The sequence below is a fragment of the Sphingomonas sp. Leaf28 genome (assembly GCF_001421685.1).
In the GTDB taxonomy this organism is placed as follows: Bacteria; Pseudomonadota; Alphaproteobacteria; order Sphingomonadales; family Sphingomonadaceae; genus Sphingomonas; species Sphingomonas aurantiaca.
The window spans coordinates 166878-186355 of the sequence record NZ_LMKX01000011.1 but is presented as its reverse complement, the minus strand read 5'-3'; the positions used below and the strand labels follow the sequence as shown (position 1 = coordinate 186355).

Annotated in this window: 23 protein-coding genes; 15 read left to right on the top strand and 8 right to left on the bottom strand. The window is 67.1% G+C overall.

Annotation, left to right across the window (positions count from 1 at the left end; all coding sequences use genetic code 11):
* Nucleotides 1-18: 18 nt before the first annotated feature.
* From ASE79_RS18505 to ASE79_RS18480, 6 genes are all read left to right on the top strand, one after another.
* Complete coding sequence (locus ASE79_RS18505; protein ID WP_056420202.1) at nt 19-369, top strand: response regulator; 351 nt, start codon at nt 19-21, stop codon at nt 367-369.
* A 142-nt stretch (nt 370-511) separates the two neighbouring features.
* Nucleotides 512-796, top strand: a complete 285-nt coding sequence (locus ASE79_RS18500; RefSeq protein WP_156359759.1) for a hypothetical protein — start codon at nt 512-514, stop codon at nt 794-796.
* Between the two features lie 64 nt (nt 797-860).
* A complete protein-coding gene (gene ilvD, locus ASE79_RS18495; RefSeq protein ID WP_056420196.1) occupies nt 861-2582 on the top strand; it encodes a dihydroxy-acid dehydratase in 1722 nt (573 codons plus the stop codon).
* A complete protein-coding gene (locus tag ASE79_RS18490; RefSeq protein ID WP_056420193.1) occupies nt 2563-2970 on the top strand; it encodes a hypothetical protein in 408 nt (135 codons plus the stop codon). Before ilvD ends, ASE79_RS18490 begins: the two co-directional genes overlap by 20 nt.
* Nucleotides 2967-4457: an NAD(P)H-hydrate dehydratase gene (locus ASE79_RS18485; RefSeq protein ID WP_056420191.1), complete on the top strand. Its 1491-nt coding sequence runs from the start codon at nt 2967-2969 to the stop codon at nt 4455-4457. The genes ASE79_RS18490 and ASE79_RS18485 overlap by 4 nt, the downstream gene beginning before the upstream one ends.
* Nucleotides 4454-5671 (top strand): class I SAM-dependent RNA methyltransferase, encoded by a 1218-nt coding sequence (locus tag ASE79_RS18480; RefSeq protein ID WP_056420554.1) that lies wholly within the window; start codon nt 4454-4456, stop codon nt 5669-5671. Before ASE79_RS18485 ends, ASE79_RS18480 begins: the two co-directional genes overlap by 4 nt.
* Before the next feature lie 55 nt (nt 5672-5726).
* On the opposite strand, the gene truA is transcribed toward ASE79_RS18480, so the two are convergent.
* Both truA and fmt read right to left on the bottom strand, forming a co-directional pair.
* Nucleotides 5727-6485: a tRNA pseudouridine(38-40) synthase TruA gene (truA, locus tag ASE79_RS18475; protein WP_056420189.1), complete on the bottom strand. Its 759-nt coding sequence runs from the start codon at nt 6483-6485 to the stop codon at nt 5727-5729.
* The gene (gene fmt, locus ASE79_RS18470; protein ID WP_056420185.1) at nt 6482-7408 is read right to left on the bottom strand and encodes a methionyl-tRNA formyltransferase; all 927 of its coding nucleotides are present in this window, start codon (nt 7406-7408) and stop codon (nt 6482-6484) included. The genes truA and fmt overlap by 4 nt, the downstream gene beginning before the upstream one ends.
* Nucleotides 7409-7461: 53 nt before the next feature.
* Between fmt and recR the strand changes: the two genes are divergently transcribed.
* The 3 genes from recR (at nt 7462) to rmuC (ending at nt 10440) form a co-directional block, all read left to right on the top strand.
* Nucleotides 7462-8058, top strand: coding sequence for a recombination mediator RecR (gene recR / locus ASE79_RS18465; protein WP_056420182.1), 597 nt, complete (start codon nt 7462-7464; stop codon nt 8056-8058).
* 58 nt (nt 8059-8116) lie between these two features.
* Nucleotides 8117-8641 (top strand): peptide deformylase, encoded by a 525-nt coding sequence (def, locus tag ASE79_RS18460; RefSeq protein WP_056420177.1) that lies wholly within the window; start codon nt 8117-8119, stop codon nt 8639-8641.
* A 440-nt stretch (nt 8642-9081) separates the two neighbouring features.
* Entirely contained in the window at nt 9082-10440 is a 1359-nt protein-coding gene (gene rmuC, locus ASE79_RS18455; protein ID WP_056420175.1) for a DNA recombination protein RmuC, read from the top strand.
* A gap of 392 nt (nt 10441-10832) precedes the next feature.
* On the opposite strand, the gene rplI is transcribed toward rmuC, so the two are convergent.
* The 4 genes from rplI to ASE79_RS18435 form a co-directional block, all read right to left on the bottom strand.
* Entirely contained in the window at nt 10833-11429 is a 597-nt protein-coding gene (rplI, locus tag ASE79_RS18450) for a 50S ribosomal protein L9 (RefSeq protein ID WP_056420172.1), read from the bottom strand.
* Nucleotides 11430-11440: 11 nt separating this feature from the next.
* Entirely contained in the window at nt 11441-11665 is a 225-nt protein-coding gene (gene rpsR, locus ASE79_RS18445) for a 30S ribosomal protein S18 (protein ID WP_031393978.1), read from the bottom strand.
* A 2-nt stretch (nt 11666-11667) separates the two neighbouring features.
* Nucleotides 11668-12102: a 30S ribosomal protein S6 gene (gene rpsF, locus ASE79_RS18440; protein WP_055879421.1), complete on the bottom strand. Its 435-nt coding sequence runs from the start codon at nt 12100-12102 to the stop codon at nt 11668-11670.
* Nucleotides 12103-12274: 172 nt separating this feature from the next.
* The gene (locus tag ASE79_RS18435; RefSeq protein WP_056420170.1) at nt 12275-12631 is read right to left on the bottom strand and encodes an RcnB family protein; all 357 of its coding nucleotides are present in this window, start codon (nt 12629-12631) and stop codon (nt 12275-12277) included.
* 194 nt (nt 12632-12825) lie between these two features.
* Here ASE79_RS18435 and fabD point away from each other — a divergent pair, with 194 nt between their 5' ends.
* The 6 genes from fabD to mltG all read left to right on the top strand — a co-directional run bounded on the left by fabD (nt 12826) and on the right by mltG (nt 17730).
* Complete coding sequence (gene fabD, locus ASE79_RS18430; protein WP_056420167.1) at nt 12826-13785, top strand: ACP S-malonyltransferase; 960 nt, start codon at nt 12826-12828, stop codon at nt 13783-13785.
* Between the two features lie 33 nt (nt 13786-13818).
* A complete protein-coding gene (locus ASE79_RS18425; protein WP_056420164.1) occupies nt 13819-14241 on the top strand; it encodes a GxxExxY protein in 423 nt (140 codons plus the stop codon).
* Between the two features lie 14 nt (nt 14242-14255).
* On the top strand, nt 14256-14993 hold the full coding sequence (fabG, locus tag ASE79_RS18420) for a 3-oxoacyl-[acyl-carrier-protein] reductase (RefSeq protein ID WP_056420162.1): 738 nt from the start codon (nt 14256-14258) through the stop codon (nt 14991-14993).
* 77 nt (nt 14994-15070) lie between these two features.
* On the top strand, nt 15071-15307 hold the full coding sequence (locus ASE79_RS18415) for an acyl carrier protein (RefSeq protein WP_031393971.1): 237 nt from the start codon (nt 15071-15073) through the stop codon (nt 15305-15307).
* A gap of 119 nt (nt 15308-15426) precedes the next feature.
* Complete coding sequence (fabF, locus tag ASE79_RS18410) at nt 15427-16689, top strand: beta-ketoacyl-ACP synthase II (protein WP_055879441.1); 1263 nt, start codon at nt 15427-15429, stop codon at nt 16687-16689.
* A 72-nt stretch (nt 16690-16761) separates the two neighbouring features.
* Nucleotides 16762-17730, top strand: coding sequence for an endolytic transglycosylase MltG (mltG, locus tag ASE79_RS18405; RefSeq protein ID WP_056420158.1), 969 nt, complete (start codon nt 16762-16764; stop codon nt 17728-17730).
* 98 nt (nt 17731-17828) lie between these two features.
* Here mltG and eda read toward each other — a convergent pair whose 3' ends face one another.
* Both eda and glk read right to left on the bottom strand, forming a co-directional pair.
* Nucleotides 17829-18449 carry a bifunctional 4-hydroxy-2-oxoglutarate aldolase/2-dehydro-3-deoxy-phosphogluconate aldolase gene (gene eda, locus ASE79_RS18400; RefSeq protein WP_056420155.1) on the bottom strand — a complete coding sequence of 207 codons (621 nt, stop codon included), beginning with the start codon at nt 18447-18449 and terminating at the stop codon, nt 17829-17831.
* Entirely contained in the window at nt 18446-19414 is a 969-nt protein-coding gene (glk, locus tag ASE79_RS18395) for a glucokinase (RefSeq protein ID WP_056420152.1), read from the bottom strand. Before glk ends, eda begins: the two co-directional genes overlap by 4 nt.
* Nucleotides 19415-19478 lie beyond the last annotated feature (64 nt).

Sequence of the window (19478 nt, the reverse complement as noted above, 5' to 3'; positions counted from 1 at the left end):
TCCCGACTATGGCAGGGGATGACCGTTTCCCAGCAGATCCTCATCGTCGAGGACGAACCGTTGATCGCCATGATGCTTGAGGATTTCCTGGAGGTGCTCGACAAGGGCGTCGCCGGGTCCGTCGACACCGTCGCCGACGCGCTCAAGCGGATCGAGCAAGGCGGCGTCGACGGCGCGATCCTCGACGTGAACCTGCGCGGCGGCGAAAAGAGCACCGCGGTTGCCGAGGCCCTCGCAGCCAAGGGCGTCCCCTTCGTGTTCGCGACCGGCGGCGGCGACGACGGCGTCGCCCCAGAATTCCGCGACCGCCCGCGGCTGCAAAAGCCCTTCACGATGGACGGCGTGGCAAAGGCGCTCGAGGCGCTCTGACTGCCACGGCTGGAGCGGTAGAAGCCAGTCCGTCATCCTGACGAAAGTCAGGACCCAGAGCCAAAGGCGTGATCAGCTGTAACTCTGTCTACTGACGTCCGTCAGGATACCCGGCGCTGACGGGTCGGGCGCGCTTGCACAAATGGTGCCCGAACGGCACCATCCGGTTCATGCCTCCACCCAGCCTCAACTGATGCGCGTTACGGGCGCGCGGGCGGTCACGCTCCTGTGCGTAGTGTCGGCCTTGAGTGTCGGCTACGGTTTGGGCGGCACGGGCGTCGCCGTCGCGGTCGGCATCCTTTCGCTTCCCGCGCTTGCCTGGGCTTACGACAACGCAACCGGGACGTTTCTGGTGCTCACGAGTCTCTTCGTGCTTACAGTCGGGATTATGGTGCTCCTGATCGCGCTCATGGCGTTGGCACGGTAAATCGCAGGCTCGGTGTCGCAACTCTCTTGCGCAAATACCCCCTCCCGCGACATAGGCGTTCGCCATGACCCGCACATTCGATAAATCGCGCCTGCCGAGCCGCCATGTCTCCGTCGGTCCCGAACGCGCCCCGCACCGCAGCTATTACTACGCGATGGGCCTCGACGAGGAGCAGATCGCGCGGCCGTTCGTCGCGCTCGCGTCCGCCGGCAACAACTCCGCGCCCTGCAACACCACGCTCGACGCGCAGGCCGATGCCGCGCAGGCGGGCGTCATCCAGGGCGGCGGCATGCCGCGCCGGTTCAACACGATCACCGTCACCGACGGCATCGCGATGGGCCATCAGGGGATGAAGGCGAGCCTCGTCAGCCGCGAAGTCATCGCCGATTCGGTCGAACTCTCGGTCCGCGGCCATTGCTACGACGCGCTCGTCGGGTTCGCGGGCTGCGACAAGTCGCTCCCCGGCATGATGATGGCGATGCTCCGCCTCAATATTCCGTCTGTGTTCGTCTATGGCGGCTCGATCCTGCCAGGCCGCTATCAGGAGCGTGACGTCACCGTCGTCGACGTGTTCGAGATTGTCGGCAAATATGCGGCGGGCGCGTGCCCGCTGTCCGAGGTCCATGCGCTCGAGAAGGTCGCATGCCCCGGCCACGGCGCGTGCGGCGGCCAGTACACCGCCAACACGATGGCCTGCGTCGCCGAAGCGATCGGCCTGTCGATCCCGAACAGCAACATGGTGCCCGCACCCTACACGACGCGCGAACAGATCGCCGTCGCCGCCGGTGCGCAGGTCATGGACTGCCTCGCCGACAATATCCGCCCGCGCGACATCTGCACGCGCGAGGCGTTCATCAACGCCGCCCGAGTCGTCGCCGCGACCGGCGGCTCGACCAACGCCGCGCTGCATCTGCCCGCAATGGCGTCCGAAGCCGGGATCGAGTTCGACCTGTTCGACGTCGCCGAGATCTTCAAGACGACCCCGTACATCGCCGACCTCAAGCCCGGCGGGAAATATGTCGCCAAGGACATGTACGAGGCCGGCGGCGTCTACATGCTCATGAAGACGATGCTCGCGGGCGGTTTCCTCGACGGCAACTGCCTGACCGTGACGGGCAAGACGCTGGGCGAGAATATCGACCAGGTGACGTGGAACCCCGACCAGAAGGTCATCTACGACATCAACACCCCGCTGACCCCCACCGGCGGCGTCGTGGGCTTACGCGGCAGTCTCGCCCCCGACGGCGCGATCGTGAAGGTCGCGGGCATGCACCGCCTCCAATTCTCGGGTCCCGCCCGCGTGTTCGATTGCGAGGAGGATACCTTCGCGGCCGTCGAGAACCGCGAGATCAACGAGGGCGAGGTCATCGTCATTCGCTACGAAGGGCCCAAGGGCGGACCCGGCATGCGCGAGATGCTGTCGACCACCGCCGCGCTCTACGGCCTCGGCATGGGCGAGAGCGTCGCGCTGATCACCGACGGGCGCTTCTCGGGCGGCACGCGCGGCTTCTGCATCGGCCATGTCGGTCCCGAAGCTGCAGACGGCGGCCCAATCGCGCTCGTCGAGAATGGCGACATCATCCACATCGACGCCGAGGCGGGCACGATCGACCTCGACGTTCCCGAGGACGTCATGGCGGCGCGCCGCGCCGCCTGGGTGCCGCGCACCAACGATTACGGCTCGGGCGCACTCTGGCGCTATGCGAAAACCGTCGGCCCCGCGTACAAGGGCGCGGTCACGCACCCAGGAGCCGCAGCCGAAACCCATGTCTACGCGGATATCTAAGCGGCTTCAGTGTCTTGGCGCGCTTCTCTCGCTCCCGCTCGCTGCGTGCGGGCGGGAGCAGCCGACCGACACCGCGGTCGCCGCGCAACGGCAAGCCACCCCCGCAGATGAAGCGCGCATCGCATGCGCGCGCGGCGATGCCGCACTCGCTGCGACCTGCACGATCGAGCAGGCGCAAGGCCGCGACGGCCTGATTCTCACGGTCCGCCATCCCGACGGCGGGTTCCGTCGGTTACTTGTCACGCAAGACGGTCGCGGTGTGATCGCCGCGGACGGGGCGGAGGTCGCCAAGGTAACGGTCCTGGGTGCGGACGGGATCGAAGTGGCGCTGGGCGGCGACCGCTACCGCCTGCCCGCCACGATCAAGGGCGCAGCCAAACCCTCATGACCCCAATCGAAGGCCAGCCCATCCTGACCGCCGCCGAGATGCGCGCCGCGGAAGACGCGGTGATCGCCACCGGCGTCCCGGTCGAAACGCTGATGGACCGCGCCGGCACCGCAATCGCCCACGCCGTCCGCCGCCTCGCCGGATCGAACCACGTCCTGATCCTGTGCGGCCCCGGCAACAACGGCGGCGATGGCTATGTCGCTGCGCGCGTGCTGGCGGACATGGGCGCGACGGTCCGCGTCGCGGCGCTGTCCGAGCCCAAGACCCATGCGGCAAAGTCGGCGCGGGCAGGGTGGTCGGGGCCGGTCGAGACGTTCTCGGAAGCCAAGCCAGCCCCGGTCCTGCTGGACGCGCTGTTCGGCACCGGCCTGACGCGTGCCCTCGGTGTAACCGAGACCCAAACCCAAAACTCCCCCCCGGCGGAGGCCGGGGCCCAGTTGGGCAACGCCATCGATAAATCGCCCGGTTCACCCAACTGGACCCCGGCCTCCGCCGGGGAGGGGACTATTGTTGGGTGCCTCCATCGCCTCGCCACCGCCGCGAGCCTCACTATCGCCATCGACCTCCCCAGCGGCCTCGCCACCGACTCCGGCCAAGCCCTCAGCACACCCCCCGTCTTCGACCTCACGCTAGCCCTCGGCGCGCTGAAGCCCGCGCACCTCCTCCAGCCCGCCGCGCGCTACTGCGGCCAGATCCGCCTGCTCGACATCGGCGTCCCCGCCACCAGCCAGGCCGAAGTCCTCGCAACCCCAATCCTCCCAACCCCCGGCCCCGACTCGCACAAATACACCCGAGGCATGGTCGCGATCGTCGCCGGCACCATGTCGGGCGCCGCCGACCTCGCAGCCCTCGCCGCGATGCGCGCCGGCGCGGGCTACGTCACGCTGCTCGGCGACAGCCACGGCCCACCCCACGCGCTCGTCCGCACGCCGTTCTCAACCCACGCGCTCGCCAACGACCGGATCGGCGCGCTCGTCATCGGCCCCGGCCTCGGCCGCGAAGACACCGCCAGGACCCGCCTCGACGCTGCACTAAGCGCGGGGCACCCGCTGATCATCGACGGCGATGCGCTCCGCCTGATCGACCCCGACCGGATCAAGGCGCTGCAAGTCCCCGTCATCCTCACCCCCCATGCAGGCGAGTTCGACGCGCTCTTCGGCAAGTCCGATGCCGACAAGATCACCCGCGCCCGCGACGCGGCTGCCCGCGCGCACGCGGTCGTCGTCTTCAAGGGCGCCGACACCGTCATAGCAGCCCCCGACGGTCGCGTCCGCATCGCGCAGGGCGCCAGCGACTGGCTCTCGACTGCAGGCACCGGCGACGTGCTCGCCGGGGCGATCGGCGCCATATTAGCGATGGGCCTCGACCCGCTCGACGCCGCCGGCGCCGGCGTGTGGCTCCACGGTGACGCCGCCCGCCGATTGGGCGCAGCATTTATCGCCGACGACTTGGCGGACGCGCTGCGGTGCGCCAGAGCGGCGCTATGACTTCTGAACAGACGATCGACACCATCATCCGCGTCGCGGCGCGCGGCGACGGGATCACCGCCGACGGCCGCCACGCGCCGCTCTCGGCCCCCGGCGACACGCTCGCCGCGGACGGCACCGTCATCCCCGGGCCGCACCACCAGACGCCGCCTTGCGTCCACTTCCCGACCTGCGGCGGCTGCCAGCTCCAGCATCTCGACGATGAGAGCTATGCCGCGTTCGTCACCGACCGCATCGCCTCCGCGCTCGACGGGCAGGACCTGTCCGCCCCGATCCGCACCCCGCACATCTCGCCGGAAAGAAGCCGCCGCCGCGCGACGCTCCATGCCGAGGGCAAGGGCGGCAAGATCACGCTCGGCTTCACCGCCGAGAAGGCGCACACGATCGTCGACATCAAGGAATGCTGGATCCTCGATCCACGTCTGTTTGCCCTCGTCCAACCCTTGCGCCAGCTGCTCCGGCGCCTGAACTTCCGCCGCCGCGCCGACATCCACCTGACGCTCGCGGACCAGGGCGCGGACATCCTGATCACCGGGTTCGCCCCCGAAGGCCTCCCCGCGGCCGAGGCCCTCACCAAATTCTGTGAAGACCACAAGATCGCGCGCGTCGCGTTCGACGACGGTCTCGGCCCCGAGACTCGCTGGGAGCCCGACGCGGTCACGATCACGCTCGGTGGCGTCCCCGTGCCGCTGCCCCCCGCCTCGTTCCTGCAGGCGACCCCCGACGGAGAGGCCGCGCTGACCGCCGCGGTGCTCGAAGCGATCGGCAAGGCCAACACCGTGGCCGACCTGTTCGCCGGGCTCGGCACCTTCACGATGGCGATCCCCGCCAAGGTCTACGCCGCCGAAGGCGCACGCGACGCGCTCACCTCGCTGAAGGCCGCCGCGCACCGCACGCAACGCCCGGTCTACCCAGAGCACCGCGACCTCTACCGCCGCCCGCTGACGGCGGCCGAACTCGACCGCTTCGACGCGGTGGTGATCGATCCCCCGCGCTCGGGCGCGCGCGAGCAGGCGACCGCGCTGGCGGAGTGCAAGACCCCGGTGATCGCCTATGTCTCGTGCAATCCGGCCACCTTCGCCCGCGATGCGAAGGAGCTGTGCGACGCGGGCTGGCGGATCGACTGGGTCCAGCCGGTCGGCCAGTTCCGCTGGTCGACGCATGTCGAGCTGGCCGCGAAGTTCACGCGACCCGTACCCCCATCGTCATCCTGACGAAAGTCAGGACCCAGAGCCTCGAACGCTGCGCCGCGTAACCCTGGGTCCCGGATCAAGTCCGGGATGACGGGGGCGGGTAAACGGCACTCACGAAGAACAACCCATCGGGCGGTGCATTCAGCCCCAGCATCGCCCGATCCTTCGCCGCCAGCGCGTCCGCCACATCGCAGACCGCCCAGCGGCCCATCCCGACCAGCGCGAGGCAGCCGACCATCGACCGTACCTGATGATGCAGGAACGACCGCGCCGCCGCGTAGATGAACAGACGCTCCCCCTCGCGCACGACATCGAGCCGGTCGAGCGTCCGCACCGGACTGTCCGCCTGGCAATGCGCTGACCGAAACGTCGTGAAATCATGCCGCCCGAGGAGCGCCTGCGCCGCCTCTGCCATCGCCTCCGCATCCAAAGACTGCGGCACCTGCCACGCCAGCCCCGCCTCGAAACTCAGCGGCGCCCGCCGGTTGACGATCCGGTATTCGTACGACCGCCCGACGCACGAAAACCGCGCATGCCAATCGTCATCGACGACCTCACACGCCAGCACCGAAACCGGCGCCGGCTTCACCAGGGCATTCAGCCCCTCCATCAACCGAAACGCCGCGACCGGCTTCTCGATATCGACATGCGCGCGCATCGCCATCCCGTGCACGCCCGCATCGGTCCGTCCCGCCGCCTGCACCGACGCCGTCTCGCCGGTCATCTTGAGCACCGCCGCCTCAAGCGCAGCCTGCACGCTGGGGCCGTGCTTCTGCCGCTGCCAGCCCATGAACGGCCGCCCGTCGAATTCCACCGTCAACGCGAACCGCGTCAAAGCTGAGTCCCCGAGCGAATCGCAAACCCGCGTAGCAGCTCGTCCGCCGAGGTAACGCCGCGCCCGGCCCGCTGCACCAAGGTCGGCCGGATCGCGCCGTCGCCGCACCCGATCGTCAGCGCGTCGTTGACCGTCAGCCCCTCGCACCCCAGAAAACTGAACGGCAACACGTCCGCCGCGAGCACTTTCACCCGCTCGCCGGCGACCTCGAACCACGCGCCGGGCGCCGGGTTCATCGCGCGCACCAGCCGCTCGACCTCGACCGCCGACCGCTCGAAATCGATCCGCGCCTCCGCCTTGTCGATCTTGGCGGCATAGGTGACGCCCTCCTCGGGCTGCGGCCGGGCAGGGTAGGCGTCGAGATCGCCCAACACCTCGACCATCAACCGCGCCCCCATCGCCGACAGCTCGGCGGTAAGATCGCCCGCCGTCTTCCCCGCAACGTCGGTCCGCCCCTCGAGCCGCACCGCCCCGGTATCCAGCCCGGCCTCCATCTGCATGATCCCGACCCCTGTCTGCAGATCGCCCGCCAGGATCGCGCGCTGCACCGGCGCCGCCCCCCGCCACCGCGGCAACAGCGAGCCGTGCACGTTGAGGCACCCGAACCGCGGCGCGTCGAGCACCGCACGCGGCAGTATCAGGCCATACGCAGCGACGACCGCAACATCCGCCCCCAAGGCCGCAAACGCTTCCCGCGCGGCGAGACCCTCGGGCAACGACGCCTTGAACGACACCGGCGTCCGCACCTCGATCCCTAGCGCCTCCGCCCGAACCTGCACCGGCGAAGGCACCAGCTCGCGCCCGCGTCGCCCGCCCGGTCGCGCCGGCTGGCAATACGCCGCCACCACGTCATGCCCCGCCGCGACGAGGGCCTCCAGCACCGGCACGGCGAAGTCCGGCGTTCCCATGAAGATGATCCGCATGGCGCCTCTCGAACACGCTGGCGGGGAGCGACGCAACCCCCTATCTGTTCCCGATGGCATCCCCCGAGATCGAGGCGCTGACGCAGGCGCTGGCCCGGCTCCCCGGCCTAGGCCCCCGGTCCGCACGTCGCGCCGTGCTGCATCTGCTCAAGAAGCGCGACGCCGCGCTGGGCCCCTTGCGCGAGGCGCTGACCGCGGTCGACGAGCGGCTGGAGAACTGCACCACCTGCGGCAACGTCGATACCACCAACCCCTGCGCGATCTGCGCCGACCCCCGCCGCGACCAGCGGTCTTTGTGCGTGGTCGAAGAGGTGGCCGACCTCTGGGCGCTCGATCGCTCGCGGTTGTTCCCCGGCCGCTTCCACGTGCTGGGCGGCCGGCTGTCCGCGCTTGAAGGCATCCGCCCCGAGGATCTCAGCATCGACAGCCTGGTCCGCCGGATCGAGGCGGGCGGCATCGACGAGGTCGTGCTCGCGATGAACGCCACGCTCGAGGGCCAGACCACCGCGCATTACATCGCCGAGCGGATCGAACGCTTCCCGGTCCGCGTCACCCAACTCGCGCACGGGCTGCCGGTCGGCGGCGAACTCGACTATCTCGACGAGGGCACGCTGGCGCAGGCGTTGCGCGCGCGCCGCCCGATGGCCTGATCCCCGCGGCTTGCGCCAAGTGCTTGACGGCCCCCCGCGCTGTACTTAGCTGCGCGGTATGACCGTAATGACCGTTCTCGAAGTCCCCGATCCCCGCCTGCGCCTCGTCGCCGAGCCGGTGGACACGGTCGACGATTCCATCCGCACGCTCGTCGCCGACATGATCGAGACGATGTACGACTTCAACGGCATCGGCCTGGCCGCGACCCAGGTCGGCGTGCAGAAGCGCGTCCTCGTCATCGACCTTCAGGAAGAGAAGGACGAGGAGGACAAGCCGATCAAGGCACCCAAGGCCTATATCAACGCCGAGATCCTGTCGGTCAGCGACGAGATGTCGACGTACAACGAAGGCTGCCTCTCGATCCCCGAGCAATATGCCGAGGTCGCCCGCCCGTCGCGCTGCGTCGTCAAGTGGCTCGACGAGACCGGCGCTGCGTTCGAGGAAGAGCTCGACGGCCTGCTCTCGACCTGCATGCAGCACGAGATCGACCATCTCGATGGCGTGCTGTTCATCGACCAAATCAGCCGCCTCAAGCGCGACATGGTGCTGAAGAAGCTCGCGAAGGCCCGCAAGCTGGGGTGACGCGTGTGGGTGCGCCCGGATGAGCACCTGAAAGGGCGCGCCCGTCCACCCAACACGCCACCACCCCGGCGAAGGCCGGGGCCCAAATGGGGGACGGTGCTGACAAAGCGCGGTCCTTCGTTACCACGACCTCTCCAATTGGGCCCCGGCCTCCGCCGGGGTGGTGCCCAGGTATTGGGGTAAGTACCGCCCCCCTCTAGTTCTCCCGCGAAGGCGGGAGCCCAGAACCACAAGCGCCACCGCGCGAAACCCAGACCTCCCGCCCCCGCGCGACAGCACGATATTCACACTGTCCTACCCCACGCGTTCGACGTATGTTCCACGCATGACGTCCCCATACCCCTCCCAAACCCGCCCGCCACCCCGCGCATCCTCGCCAGAAACGATGCTGCACGTGCGTCTATACTTCCTATACTTCACTCCGGTTTCGGCCACGCAAAATGGCTGAGTTCGCCATCATCGCCGTCCTCGCGCTCGCCGCGGGCGTCCTCCTGGGCTGGCTGCTGGCCTCCCGCCGCGCTACGACCCTCGCCAGCGATCTCGCCGTAGCCCGGACCAAGGCCGCCGACGCCGACCTCCTCCGCACCGCCCGCGACGCGGTCGAGCGAGAGCGCAACGAGGCGCAGCGCGACCTCGCCCGCCTCCAGGCGCAGAGCGAGGAACGCCAGGCCGCGCACCTCGTCACTTTGTGCCAGTTAAAGGACGCCAACGACGCGATGACTGCGCAGTTCGGTGCCGCCGCCGCCAAGGCGCTCGAGGCGGCGCAGGTGCAATTCCTCGACCGCGCCGACGCACGCTTCCGTCAGTCGGAGGAAACCGCCGGACAGAATCTCAAGTCGATGCTGCAACCCGTCAGCGATCGTCTGCAACGCTATGAAGAGGGCGTCGCCAAGGTCGAGGCCGAGCGCCGCGATGCGTTCGGCGACCTCAAGGGTCAGATCGAACAGATGCGGCTCGGCCAGGAGAAGGTGTCGACCGAGGCCGCCAAGCTGGTCAATTCCTTGCGCAACGCACCCAAGTCTCGCGGCCGCTGGGGCGAGCAGCAGCTCAAGAACGTCCTCGAAACCTGCGGCCTAAGCGAGCACACCGACTTCCAGACCGAAGTCAGCGTCGCGGTGGGCGATGACGGCGCTAGGTTGCGCCCGGATGCGATCATCCGCGTCCCCGGTGGCCGCGCGCTGGTCATCGATGCGAAGGTGTCGCTCAACGCCTATCAGGACGCATTTGGCGCGGTCGACGACGCCGAGCGGCTGATCGGTCTCGCGGCGCATGCGGCGTCGATGCGCGCGCACGTCAACGGCCTCGGCAACAAGGCCTATTGGAGCCAGTTCGCCGACACGCCCGACTATGTGATCATGTTCGTCCCCGGCGAGCATTTCCTCTCGGCGGCGCTAGAGCATGATCCGACGCTGTGGGATTTCGCCTTCGAGAAGCGCGTGCTGCTGGCGACGCCGACCAACCTGATCGCGATCGCGCGTACGGTGGCGGCGGTGTGGCGTCAGGAAAAGCTCGCCAACGAGGCGCGCAAGATCGGTGAACTCGGCAAGGAGATGCACGATCGCCTCGCCAAGGTCGCGGACGACCTGCGCAAGGTCGGCGTCGGTCTCAACAGCGCGGTGAAGAATTTCAACGGGTTCACCAACTCGTTCAACGGCCGCCTGATGGTCACCGGCCGCAAGTTCCGCGACCTCAACATCGAAACAGGCGCCCGCGATCTGGAAGACGTGTCCTCGGTCGACGCGCTGGCGCTAGGCGAGGGACCTGCGCTGATCGAGAAGCCCGAAGACGCACAAATCTGACACCAACACACCACCCCGGCGAAGGCCGGGGCCCAGTTGGGGACGGTGCCAACTGGGCGCAGGACGCCGTTACATCTGCCATTCCAATTGGGCCCCGGCCTCCGCCGGGGTGGACAAGCAATCCCGTTCCAGCCACAAAAACCGATCGGTACAAAATTCGTTCACCTGCGGGAAACCTTTCCCAAGGCCGCGCATTATCCCGGCAACACCTCTCAAAGAGTGACCCGGCCATGAAGCATCTCGTCCCCATCTTCTGCGCGCTCATCCCCTTCGCCGCCGTGATCGGCGCCTGCGTAACCTGCCCCTGATCCGCATCTAAAATGCGCAAAAAAAAGGCCCGCCCGGATCGCTCCGGGCGGGCCTTTTCGTAACAGCCGGATAAGGCGAGGGGATTAGCCCTGCGCCTCGTCCTCCTGGTCGCGCGGTGCTTCGGCGGTGGCGCCGGGCTCTGCGTTCGGATCGTAATCCTCGACGAAGCCAGCCTCGTCACGCTCGAACATCGACGACATCACGTCGACGCCCGAAGCCTGCATCTCGGCCTCTTCCGGCGAGCGGGCGACGTTGACCTTGACGGACACCGACACCTCGGGGTGGAGTGCAACCTTGACGGTGTACACGCCGATCGCCTTGATCGGCTTGTCGAGCACGATCGCCGACTTTGCGACCTTGTGACCATCGGCCACCAGCGCGTCGACCAGATCGCGAACCGCGACCGAACCGTAGAGCTGACCGGTGTTCGACGCCTGACGGATCAGGGTGATGGTCGTGTCGTTGAAGGTCTTCGCTTCGGTCTCGGCATCGCTGCGACGCGATGCGTTGTCCGACTCGATCCGCGCACGGTTCGATTCGAACACCTTGCGGTTGGCTTCGTTCGAACGAAGCGCCTTCTTGTTCGGGAGAAGGAAGTTACGGGCGTAGCCGTCCTTTACCTTCACCACGTCGCCGATGGCGCCGAGCTTTTCGACGCGCTCAAGCAGAATGACGTCCATGTGGGCGCTCCTTACTTAACGATGTAGGGCAGCAGGCCCAGATGACGCGCACGCTTGATGGCCTGGGCCAGTTCGCGCTGCTTCTTTGCGGCCACCGAAGTGATACGCGACGGGACGATCTTGCCACGCTCGGACACGAAGCCCTGCAGCAACCGGACGTCCTTATAGTCAATCCGGGGAGCGTCTTTGGCGGAGAACGGGCAGCTCTTGCGGCGGCGGAAGAATGGACGTGCCATGATTATTCAGCTCCCTCTTCGCGGTCACGACGGGGACCACGGTCCGGACGATCGCCGCGGTCAGGACGGCCTTCACGGCCACCTTCGCGGTCGCCACGACGCTCACGGTCGCGGTCCGACTTGCGCATCATCACGGTCGGGCCCTCTTCGAGGGTGTCGACCTTGACCGTCATGTAACGAATGATGTCTTCGTTGATCTGCGTCTGGCGCTCCAGCTCTGCGATCACGCTGCCCGGGGCATCGATCTCGAGCATCACATAGTGCGCCTTGCGGTTCTTGGCGATCTTGTACGCCAGCGAACGCAAGCCCCAGTTCTCGGTCTTTACGACCCGACCTTCGTTGTCGTTCACGATCTTGGTGGCGATTTCCGCCAGAGCGTCCACCTGCGCTTGTGCCAGATCCTGGCGCGCAAGGAACACGTGCTCGTAAAGAGCCATGTCTTGTCCTTCGTCTTGGCCGATCGCTGATACACGCCCCATGCGTGCACCCCTCCGGCTGTCGTCTAGAATGCAAACAGGGGCGAGAGACGCGAATCTCTCACCCCGGTTGCAATGGCCCTTACCCGATTATCGGGGAAAGGCAAGATTGGTTACGACCCTACCGGTTCGATTACCGGAATGCGCCGCCGCGAACCTGCACCACGTTGCCGCGGCCGTTGATCAGGATCGCATCATTGCCCGAGCGGACCCACTGGCTGCCACGCGGCGGGGCGGCGAGGCGATAGTTGCGATACGTCGTGATCACGCGATAGTTCTGCGCCTGGCGACGATCGAAGCGCTGGCCGGCGCGCCAGTTGCGCTGCTGCGGTGCGCGGACGACCGTCTTCTTGGTGACGACGGTGCGGCCGTTGTTGTTCTGGCGCACGGTGGTCACTTCGCGGCGCTGCTGCGCTTCGGCCGGGGCGGCGGCGAGCAGCGGGCTGGCGACGAGGGTGGCGGCAAGCGCGCTGAGGATGAACTTCTTCATGGTAATCTCCCGTTGAAACACGGCGCCGTTGCTGCGGCGTCCTCCATAATCTGGGGGCCGGTTGTCGCAGGCGCTTGTCGCAGGGACGGCGAAATGGTCGCAGTTTGTCGCAAATCCGGCGGGTTCGTTCAGGTTCGCGCAGTTGCAACTCGGCCCGCACCTTTCTAGTCCGCCCGCTTCAAAGAGGAGAGGTCATGCGCGCGTTCATCTTCCCCGGCCAGGGGAGCCAGTCTGTCGGCATGGGCAAGGCACTCGCCGACGCCAGCGGCACCGCCCGCGAGGTCTTTGCCGAAGTCGACGAGGCGCTCGGCCAGCATCTGTTCCGGCTGATGAGCGAGGGGCCAGCGGACGACCTGCTCCTCACCGAGAATGCGCAGCCCGCGATCATGGCGAATGCGATCGCCACGTTGCGCGTCGCCGAGAAGGAGGGCGGTCTCCGCCTTGCCGACAAGGCCGACTATGTCGCTGGGCACAGCCTCGGCGAATATACAGCCTTGTGTGCCGCGGGCGCGCTCGACCTGTCGACCACCGCGCGGCTGCTCAAGCTGCGTGGCCGGGCGATGCAGGCGGCGGTACCGGTCGGCGAGGGGGCGATGGCGGCGTTGCTCGGCGCGGATCTGGAAAAGGCGCAGCTGATCGCGGGCGCCGCGGTCGATTCGATCCTGGCCGAGGGCGGGCCCGAGCTGGTGTGCACGGTCGCCAACGACAATGATCCGTCGCAGGTGGTCATCTCCGGCCACCGCCTCGCGATCGAGAAGGCGATCGCGCTCGCCAAGGACCTGGGCGCCAAGCGTGCGGTCCTGCTCCCCGTCTCCGCGCCGTTCCACTGCCCGCTGATGCAGCCCGCTGCCGATGCGATGGAGGCGGCCTTGCTCGATGCCGACCTGCGTGCGCCGCTGGTGCCGGTGTTCGCCAATGTCGACGCGGTCGCGGTCGCCGAGCCCGGCGCGATCCGGCATCTGCTGGTTCAGCAGGTTACGGGCATGGTTCGCTGGCGCGAATCGGTGCTGGCGATGCACGCGGCGGGGGTGGGGCAGTTCGTCGAATTCGGCGGCAAGGTGCTCGGCCCAATGGTCAAGCGCATCGCCCCCGACGTCGAGACGCTCAGCGTCATCACGATGGACGATATCGAGGCATTGGTTAAGGTGCTTTAGATTTCGCGCAGAGGCGCAGAGGACGCAGAGGTTATGAAAGATATCGATGCGGTCAGTGGCGACGTCCTTGATGTCGCACTGCGCCTGCATCGGGATCTAGGGCCGGGGCTTCTCGAAAGCGTCTACGAAGCGGTTCTTGCCGGTCGGTTGGTGGCGATGGGCTACAGCGTTGCGCGACAACGGGCGATCGATATCGAGTTCGAAGGCTTACGCTTCGAGGCGGCTTTCCGGATCGATCTGCTGGTTGACGACCGATTGGTCGTCGAGATCAAGTCGGTCGAGCGCCTTCTGCCCGTCCACGCGAAGCAACTGCTGACCTATCTCAGATTGACCAAACAGCCCGTCGGTTTGCTCATCAACTTCGGCGGGGACACACTGAAAGAGGGTGTCCGCCGTCTCGTCAACAACTACCGCCCCTCTGCGTCCTCCGCGCCTCTGCGCGAACAAATTTCTTGAATCTGGAGATTAGAATGTTCGACCTCACAGGCATGACCGCGCTGGTTACCGGCGCATCCGGCGGGATCGGGTCCGAGATCGCCAAGGCCCTCGCCACGCAAGGCGCGCGGCTGGCCGTATCCGGGTCCAACGCCGACAAGCTGGAGGCGTTTCGCGCCAGCCTCGGTGGCGATCACGTCGCGCTGCCATGCAACCTGTCGGATGGCGCCGCGGTCGATGCGCTCGTGCCGCAGGCGGTCGAGGCGCTCGGCAGACTCGATATCCTCGTCAACAATGCCGGCGTCACGCGCGACAACCTCGCGATGCGGATGAAGGACGAGGAGTGGGACAGCGTCATTCGCGTCAATCTCGAAGCCGCGTTCCGCCTCATGCGCGCCGCTGCCAAGCCGATGATGAAGGCGCGCTTCGGCCGCATGATCTCGGTCACGTCGATTGTCGGCGTCACCGGCAATCCGGGGCAGGCGAACTATGCCGCGTCGAAGGCGGGGCTGATCGGCATGTCGAAATCGATGGCGCAGGAACTCGCCAGCCGCGGCATCACCGTCAACTGCGTCGCGCCCGGTTTCATCACCTCGCCAATGACCGACGCGCTGCCCGAGGCGCAGAAGACCGCGCTGACGACGAAGATTCCGGCGGGTCGCCTCGGTGAAGGCGCAGACATCGGCGCCGCCGTCGTGTATCTCGCAAGCCGCGAAGCCGGCTACGTCACGGGACAAACCGTGCACGTGAACGGCGGGATGGCGATGATCTGAACTTGCGCGCTGAACTGCCGCGTTCTAGGTGCGTTCAGGAAATACCGAAAACCCCCAGATTTGAAGAGGGAACTACCATGAGCGAGACCGCTGACCGCGTGAAGAAAATCGTCGTCGAGCATCTCGGCGTCGAAGCCGACAAGGTGACCGAGGACGCGAGCTTCATCGACGACCTGGGCGCAGACAGCCTCGACATCGTCGAACTCGTCATGGCGTTCGAGGAAGAATTCGGCGTCGAGATTCCCGATGATGCCGCCGAGAAGATTGCGACCGTCAAGGATGCGATCACGTACATCGACGAGCACAAGGCCTGATCAGGGCGTGAGGTCCGGGCAACTGGGCCTACCCTGATGGGTTGAATTTAAGCGGCTCCCCGTCCTTGCTGAGAGGGCGGGGAGCCGTTTCGTTTTGAGAGCAGACGGAGTTTGAAGCCATGCGGCGTGTCGTCGTAACCGGGTTAGGCCTGGTCACCCCCCTGGGGGCCGATGTTGAAACGGCTTGGGCGAATATCCTCGCCGGCAAGTCGGGTGCGGGCCCGATCACGCGCTTCGACGCGTCCGATCAGGTATGCCGCATCGCCTGTGAGGTGAAACCGGCCGACCATGAGTATGGCTTCGATCCCGGCAAGCGGGTGGATCACAAGGTCCAGCGCCAGGTCGATCCGTTCATCATCTACGGCATCGACGCGGCTGGCCAGGCTCTGGAAGACGCCGGGCTGACCGAGATGACGCTCGAAGAGAGCTGGCGTGCCGGTGTCTCGATCGGCTCGGGCATCGGTGGCCTGCCGGGCATCGAGAGCGAATCGATCGTTCTGCACACCAAGGGCCCGCGTCGGGTGTCGCCGCACTTCGTGCATGGTCGACTGATCAACCTGATTTCTGGTCAGGTTTCGATCAAATACGGGCTGCGTGGTCCGAACCACGCGGTCGTCACCGCCTGCTCGACCGGTGCGCATGCGATCGGCGACGCCGCGCGGATGATCGCGATGGATGATGCCGACGTGATGCTCGCGGGCGGTGCGGAGGGCACCGTCTGCCCGCTCGGCATCGCCGGGTTCGCGCAGGCACGTGCGCTGTCGACCAACTTCAACGATTCGCCCGAAAAGGCTTCGCGGCCGTACGACAAGGACCGCGACGGCTTCGTGATGGGCGAGGGCGCTGGCGTGCTGGTGCTCGAGGAATATGAACACGCCAAGGCACGCGGCGCGAAGATGTACGCCGAAGTCATCGGCTATGGTCTGTCGGGCGACGCGTATCACGTCACCGCGCCGCATCCTGAAGGCGATGGCGCGTTCCGCTCGATGCAGATGGCGATCAAGAAGTCGGGCCTGAAGCTCGAGGACATCGATTACATCAACGCGCACGGCACCTCGACGCCGTTGGGCGATGAGCTCGAACTCGGCGCGGTGCGTCGTCTGTTCGGCGATGCGATCGCGGGTCTGTCGATGTCGTCGACCAAGTCGGCGATCGGGCATCTGCTCGGCGGTGCCGGTGCGGTGGAGAGCATCTTCTGCATCCTCGCGCTGCGCGACCAGATCGTCCCGCCGACGCTGAATCTCGACAATCCGAGCGACAGCTGCGTGGGCGTCGACCTCGTCCCGCATGTCGCCAAGAAGCGCGAAGTCCGCGCGGTGCTGAACAATTCGTTCGGTTTCGGCGGGACGAATGCCTCGTTGGTGATGACGAAGGTTCAGTAAAAGGGTTTGTTCCCCCGCGAAGGCGGGGGCCCAGACTGGGCTCCCGCCTTCGCGGGAGAACAAGAGGTAGTGATGCGCAAGGTCGGCTGTTTCGGACTCGTCTTAGGCCTGGCGGCCGTCGTCGCGCTGTTCCTGGGCGTTCGAGGCTGGGGCGGCGCCGGCCCAGCCCCCCGCACGCTGACCGTGCAGATCGGCGAAGGCAGCACGCTGGCGGGTGCTGCCACCGAACTCGAAAAGGCCGGCGCGATCCCCTCGGCCCGACGCTTCCGCCTGTACGCGCGCGTGTTCGGCTCGGGCGATCCTATCAAGGCCGGCGAATACCGCATAGCGCCGCGCGCGAGCCAGTCGGACATCCTCAAGCTGATGCAGGGCGGCAAGGTCGTCCAGCGACTGGTCGCGGTTCCCGAGGGCTATCCCTCGGTCCTCGTCCACGACGCGCTGATGAAGGCGGACGGCCTCACCGGCGACGTGCCCGTCCCTGCGGAAGGTTCGATCCTTCCCGACAGCTACGCGTTCCAGGCGGGTGACACACGCGCGTCGGTCGTCACGCGCATGCAATCGGCGATGAAGACCTATCTCGCCAAGGCATGGGCCGCGCGCAAGCCGGGCATCGCCGTGACGACCCCCGAACAGGCGATCATCCTCGCCTCGATCGTCGAGAAGGAAACCGGCAAGCCGTCCGAGCGCCGCACTGTCGCCGCGGTCTATGGTAATCGCCTGCGCAACGGCATGCCACTCCAGGCCGATCCGACCGTGATCTATCCTATCACCAAGGGCCGTCCGCTCGGCCGCCGCATCCTGCGGTCGGAACTGCACGCCAAGAACGGCTATAATACTTATGCGAGCGCCGGGCTGCCTGTCGGGCCGATCGCCAACCCCGGCCGTGCGTCGATCGATGCGGTGCTCGACCCGGCGCAGACCCAGGCGCTGTATTTCGTCGCGGACGGCACCGGCGGCCATGTGTTCGCGAACACGCTGGCCGAGCACAACGCCAACGTGAAGAAATGGTACGCCATCCGCAAAGCCCGCGGCGAGATGTGACGCGCAGCCGCCATCCACGCTAATTCGTCATCCCAGCGAAAGCTGGGATCTCCCGCGACAGGAGACCCCAGCTTTCGCTGGGGCGACGATCTGCACGATTACCCGCGCAATGCGTTTGCGGCGCGGGCCTTGATCTCGATCTCCGCCATCGTGCCGCCGGTCACCCAGCTGCCGCCGACGCACAGCACCGGCTTGAATGCGAGCCATTCGGGGGCGCTCGCCTCGGTGATGCCGCCGGTCGGGCAGAAGCTGCACTGATAGAACGGCGCCGCGAGCGCCTTCAAAGCCTTCAACCCGCCATTGGCCTCGGCGGGGAAGAACTTGAAGTGCGTGAGGCCCAGGTCGAGCCCGGTCATGATGTCGGCCGCATTCGCGATGCCCGGCAGGAACGGGATGCCGCTTTCGATGATCGGCGTCGCGAGGCGTTCGGTGAGGCCCGGCGAGACGATGAACTCGGCGCCCGCATCGCGGACCTGCGCGAATTGCTGCGTGTTGACGACGGTGCCGGCACCTACGATCGCGCCCGGCACCTTCTTCATCTCGGCGATCGCCTCAAGCGCGGCGCCGGTGCGCAGCGTCACTTCGAGCACGCGCAGGCCGCCGGCGACCAGCGCCTCGGCAAGCGGGCGCGCAAGCGCCGCGTCCTCGATCACCAGCACCGGGATGACGGCGCTGGTCTGCATGATGTCTGCGATAGTCGGGGCGGGGGTGACGGTCATTGCGTGTGTTCCTGTGCGAAGGCGGCCGCGGCGCCGAACAGGCCGGGCTGGGGGTGAGTGATGAGCTTGACGGGCATCGCTGCCATCATGCCCTGGAAGCGGCCCTTGGCGACGAAGCGCTGGTCGAAGCCCGAGCGGATCAGGCGATCCTTGATCCGGAAGCCCAGGCCGCCTGCGATCACGACGGCCTTTGCACCCTGCGCAAGCGCGAGATCGCCCGCCACCGCGCCGAGCGCGAGGCAGAAGCGGTCGAGCGCCGCCAGCGCGATCGAATCGGTGCCGTCGATCGCCTCGGTCCAGATCGTCTTGTCGTCATGGCTGGGGACCGCGCGGCCCTCCAGCGCGGCGAGCGTCTCGTAGATCGCGACGATGCCGGGGCCGGCGACGACGCGTTCGGCCGAGACGCGCGTGAACGTCTTGCGCAGGCGCTTGAGCAACGCATCCTCGATTCCGTCGAGCGGCGCGAAATCCATGTGGCCGCCCTCGGTTTCGAGGACCTGATAGCCGGTCTTGCGCCGTAACAACTGCGCGACACCGAGCCCGGTGCCGGGACCGCAGATCGTCGTGATGCCCTCGGACGGCAGTGGTGTGTCGGGGCCGCAGAGGTGGATGAAGTCGCTGCTCGGCACCTGCGCGACCGCATGGCCGACTGCGCCGAAATCGTTGACGACGACCCACTGGTCCGCCTTCAGCCGCTCGGTGATCAGCGACTTGCGGATGATCCAGGGGTTGTTGGTGAGGCGGATGACGTCGTTCGCCACCGGCGAGGCGACCGCGATCGCCAGCGCGCGGGGGAGGGGGCGACCAAGGCCTGCCTCGAACGCCTGGTAGGCGGTCTGCAGCGACGCGTGGTCCGCGGTCTTCATCGTCGCCGGCTCGCCGAGCGCGACGACGCGGCCATTCTCGACCTCGGCGATCGCGAAGCGCGCGTGCGTTCCGCCGATATCTGCCGCTACGATTTCCATGTCATCTCTCCTGATTCCTGCCGTTCGTCCCGAGTAGCCATCGAGCTTGTCGAAATGGCCTATC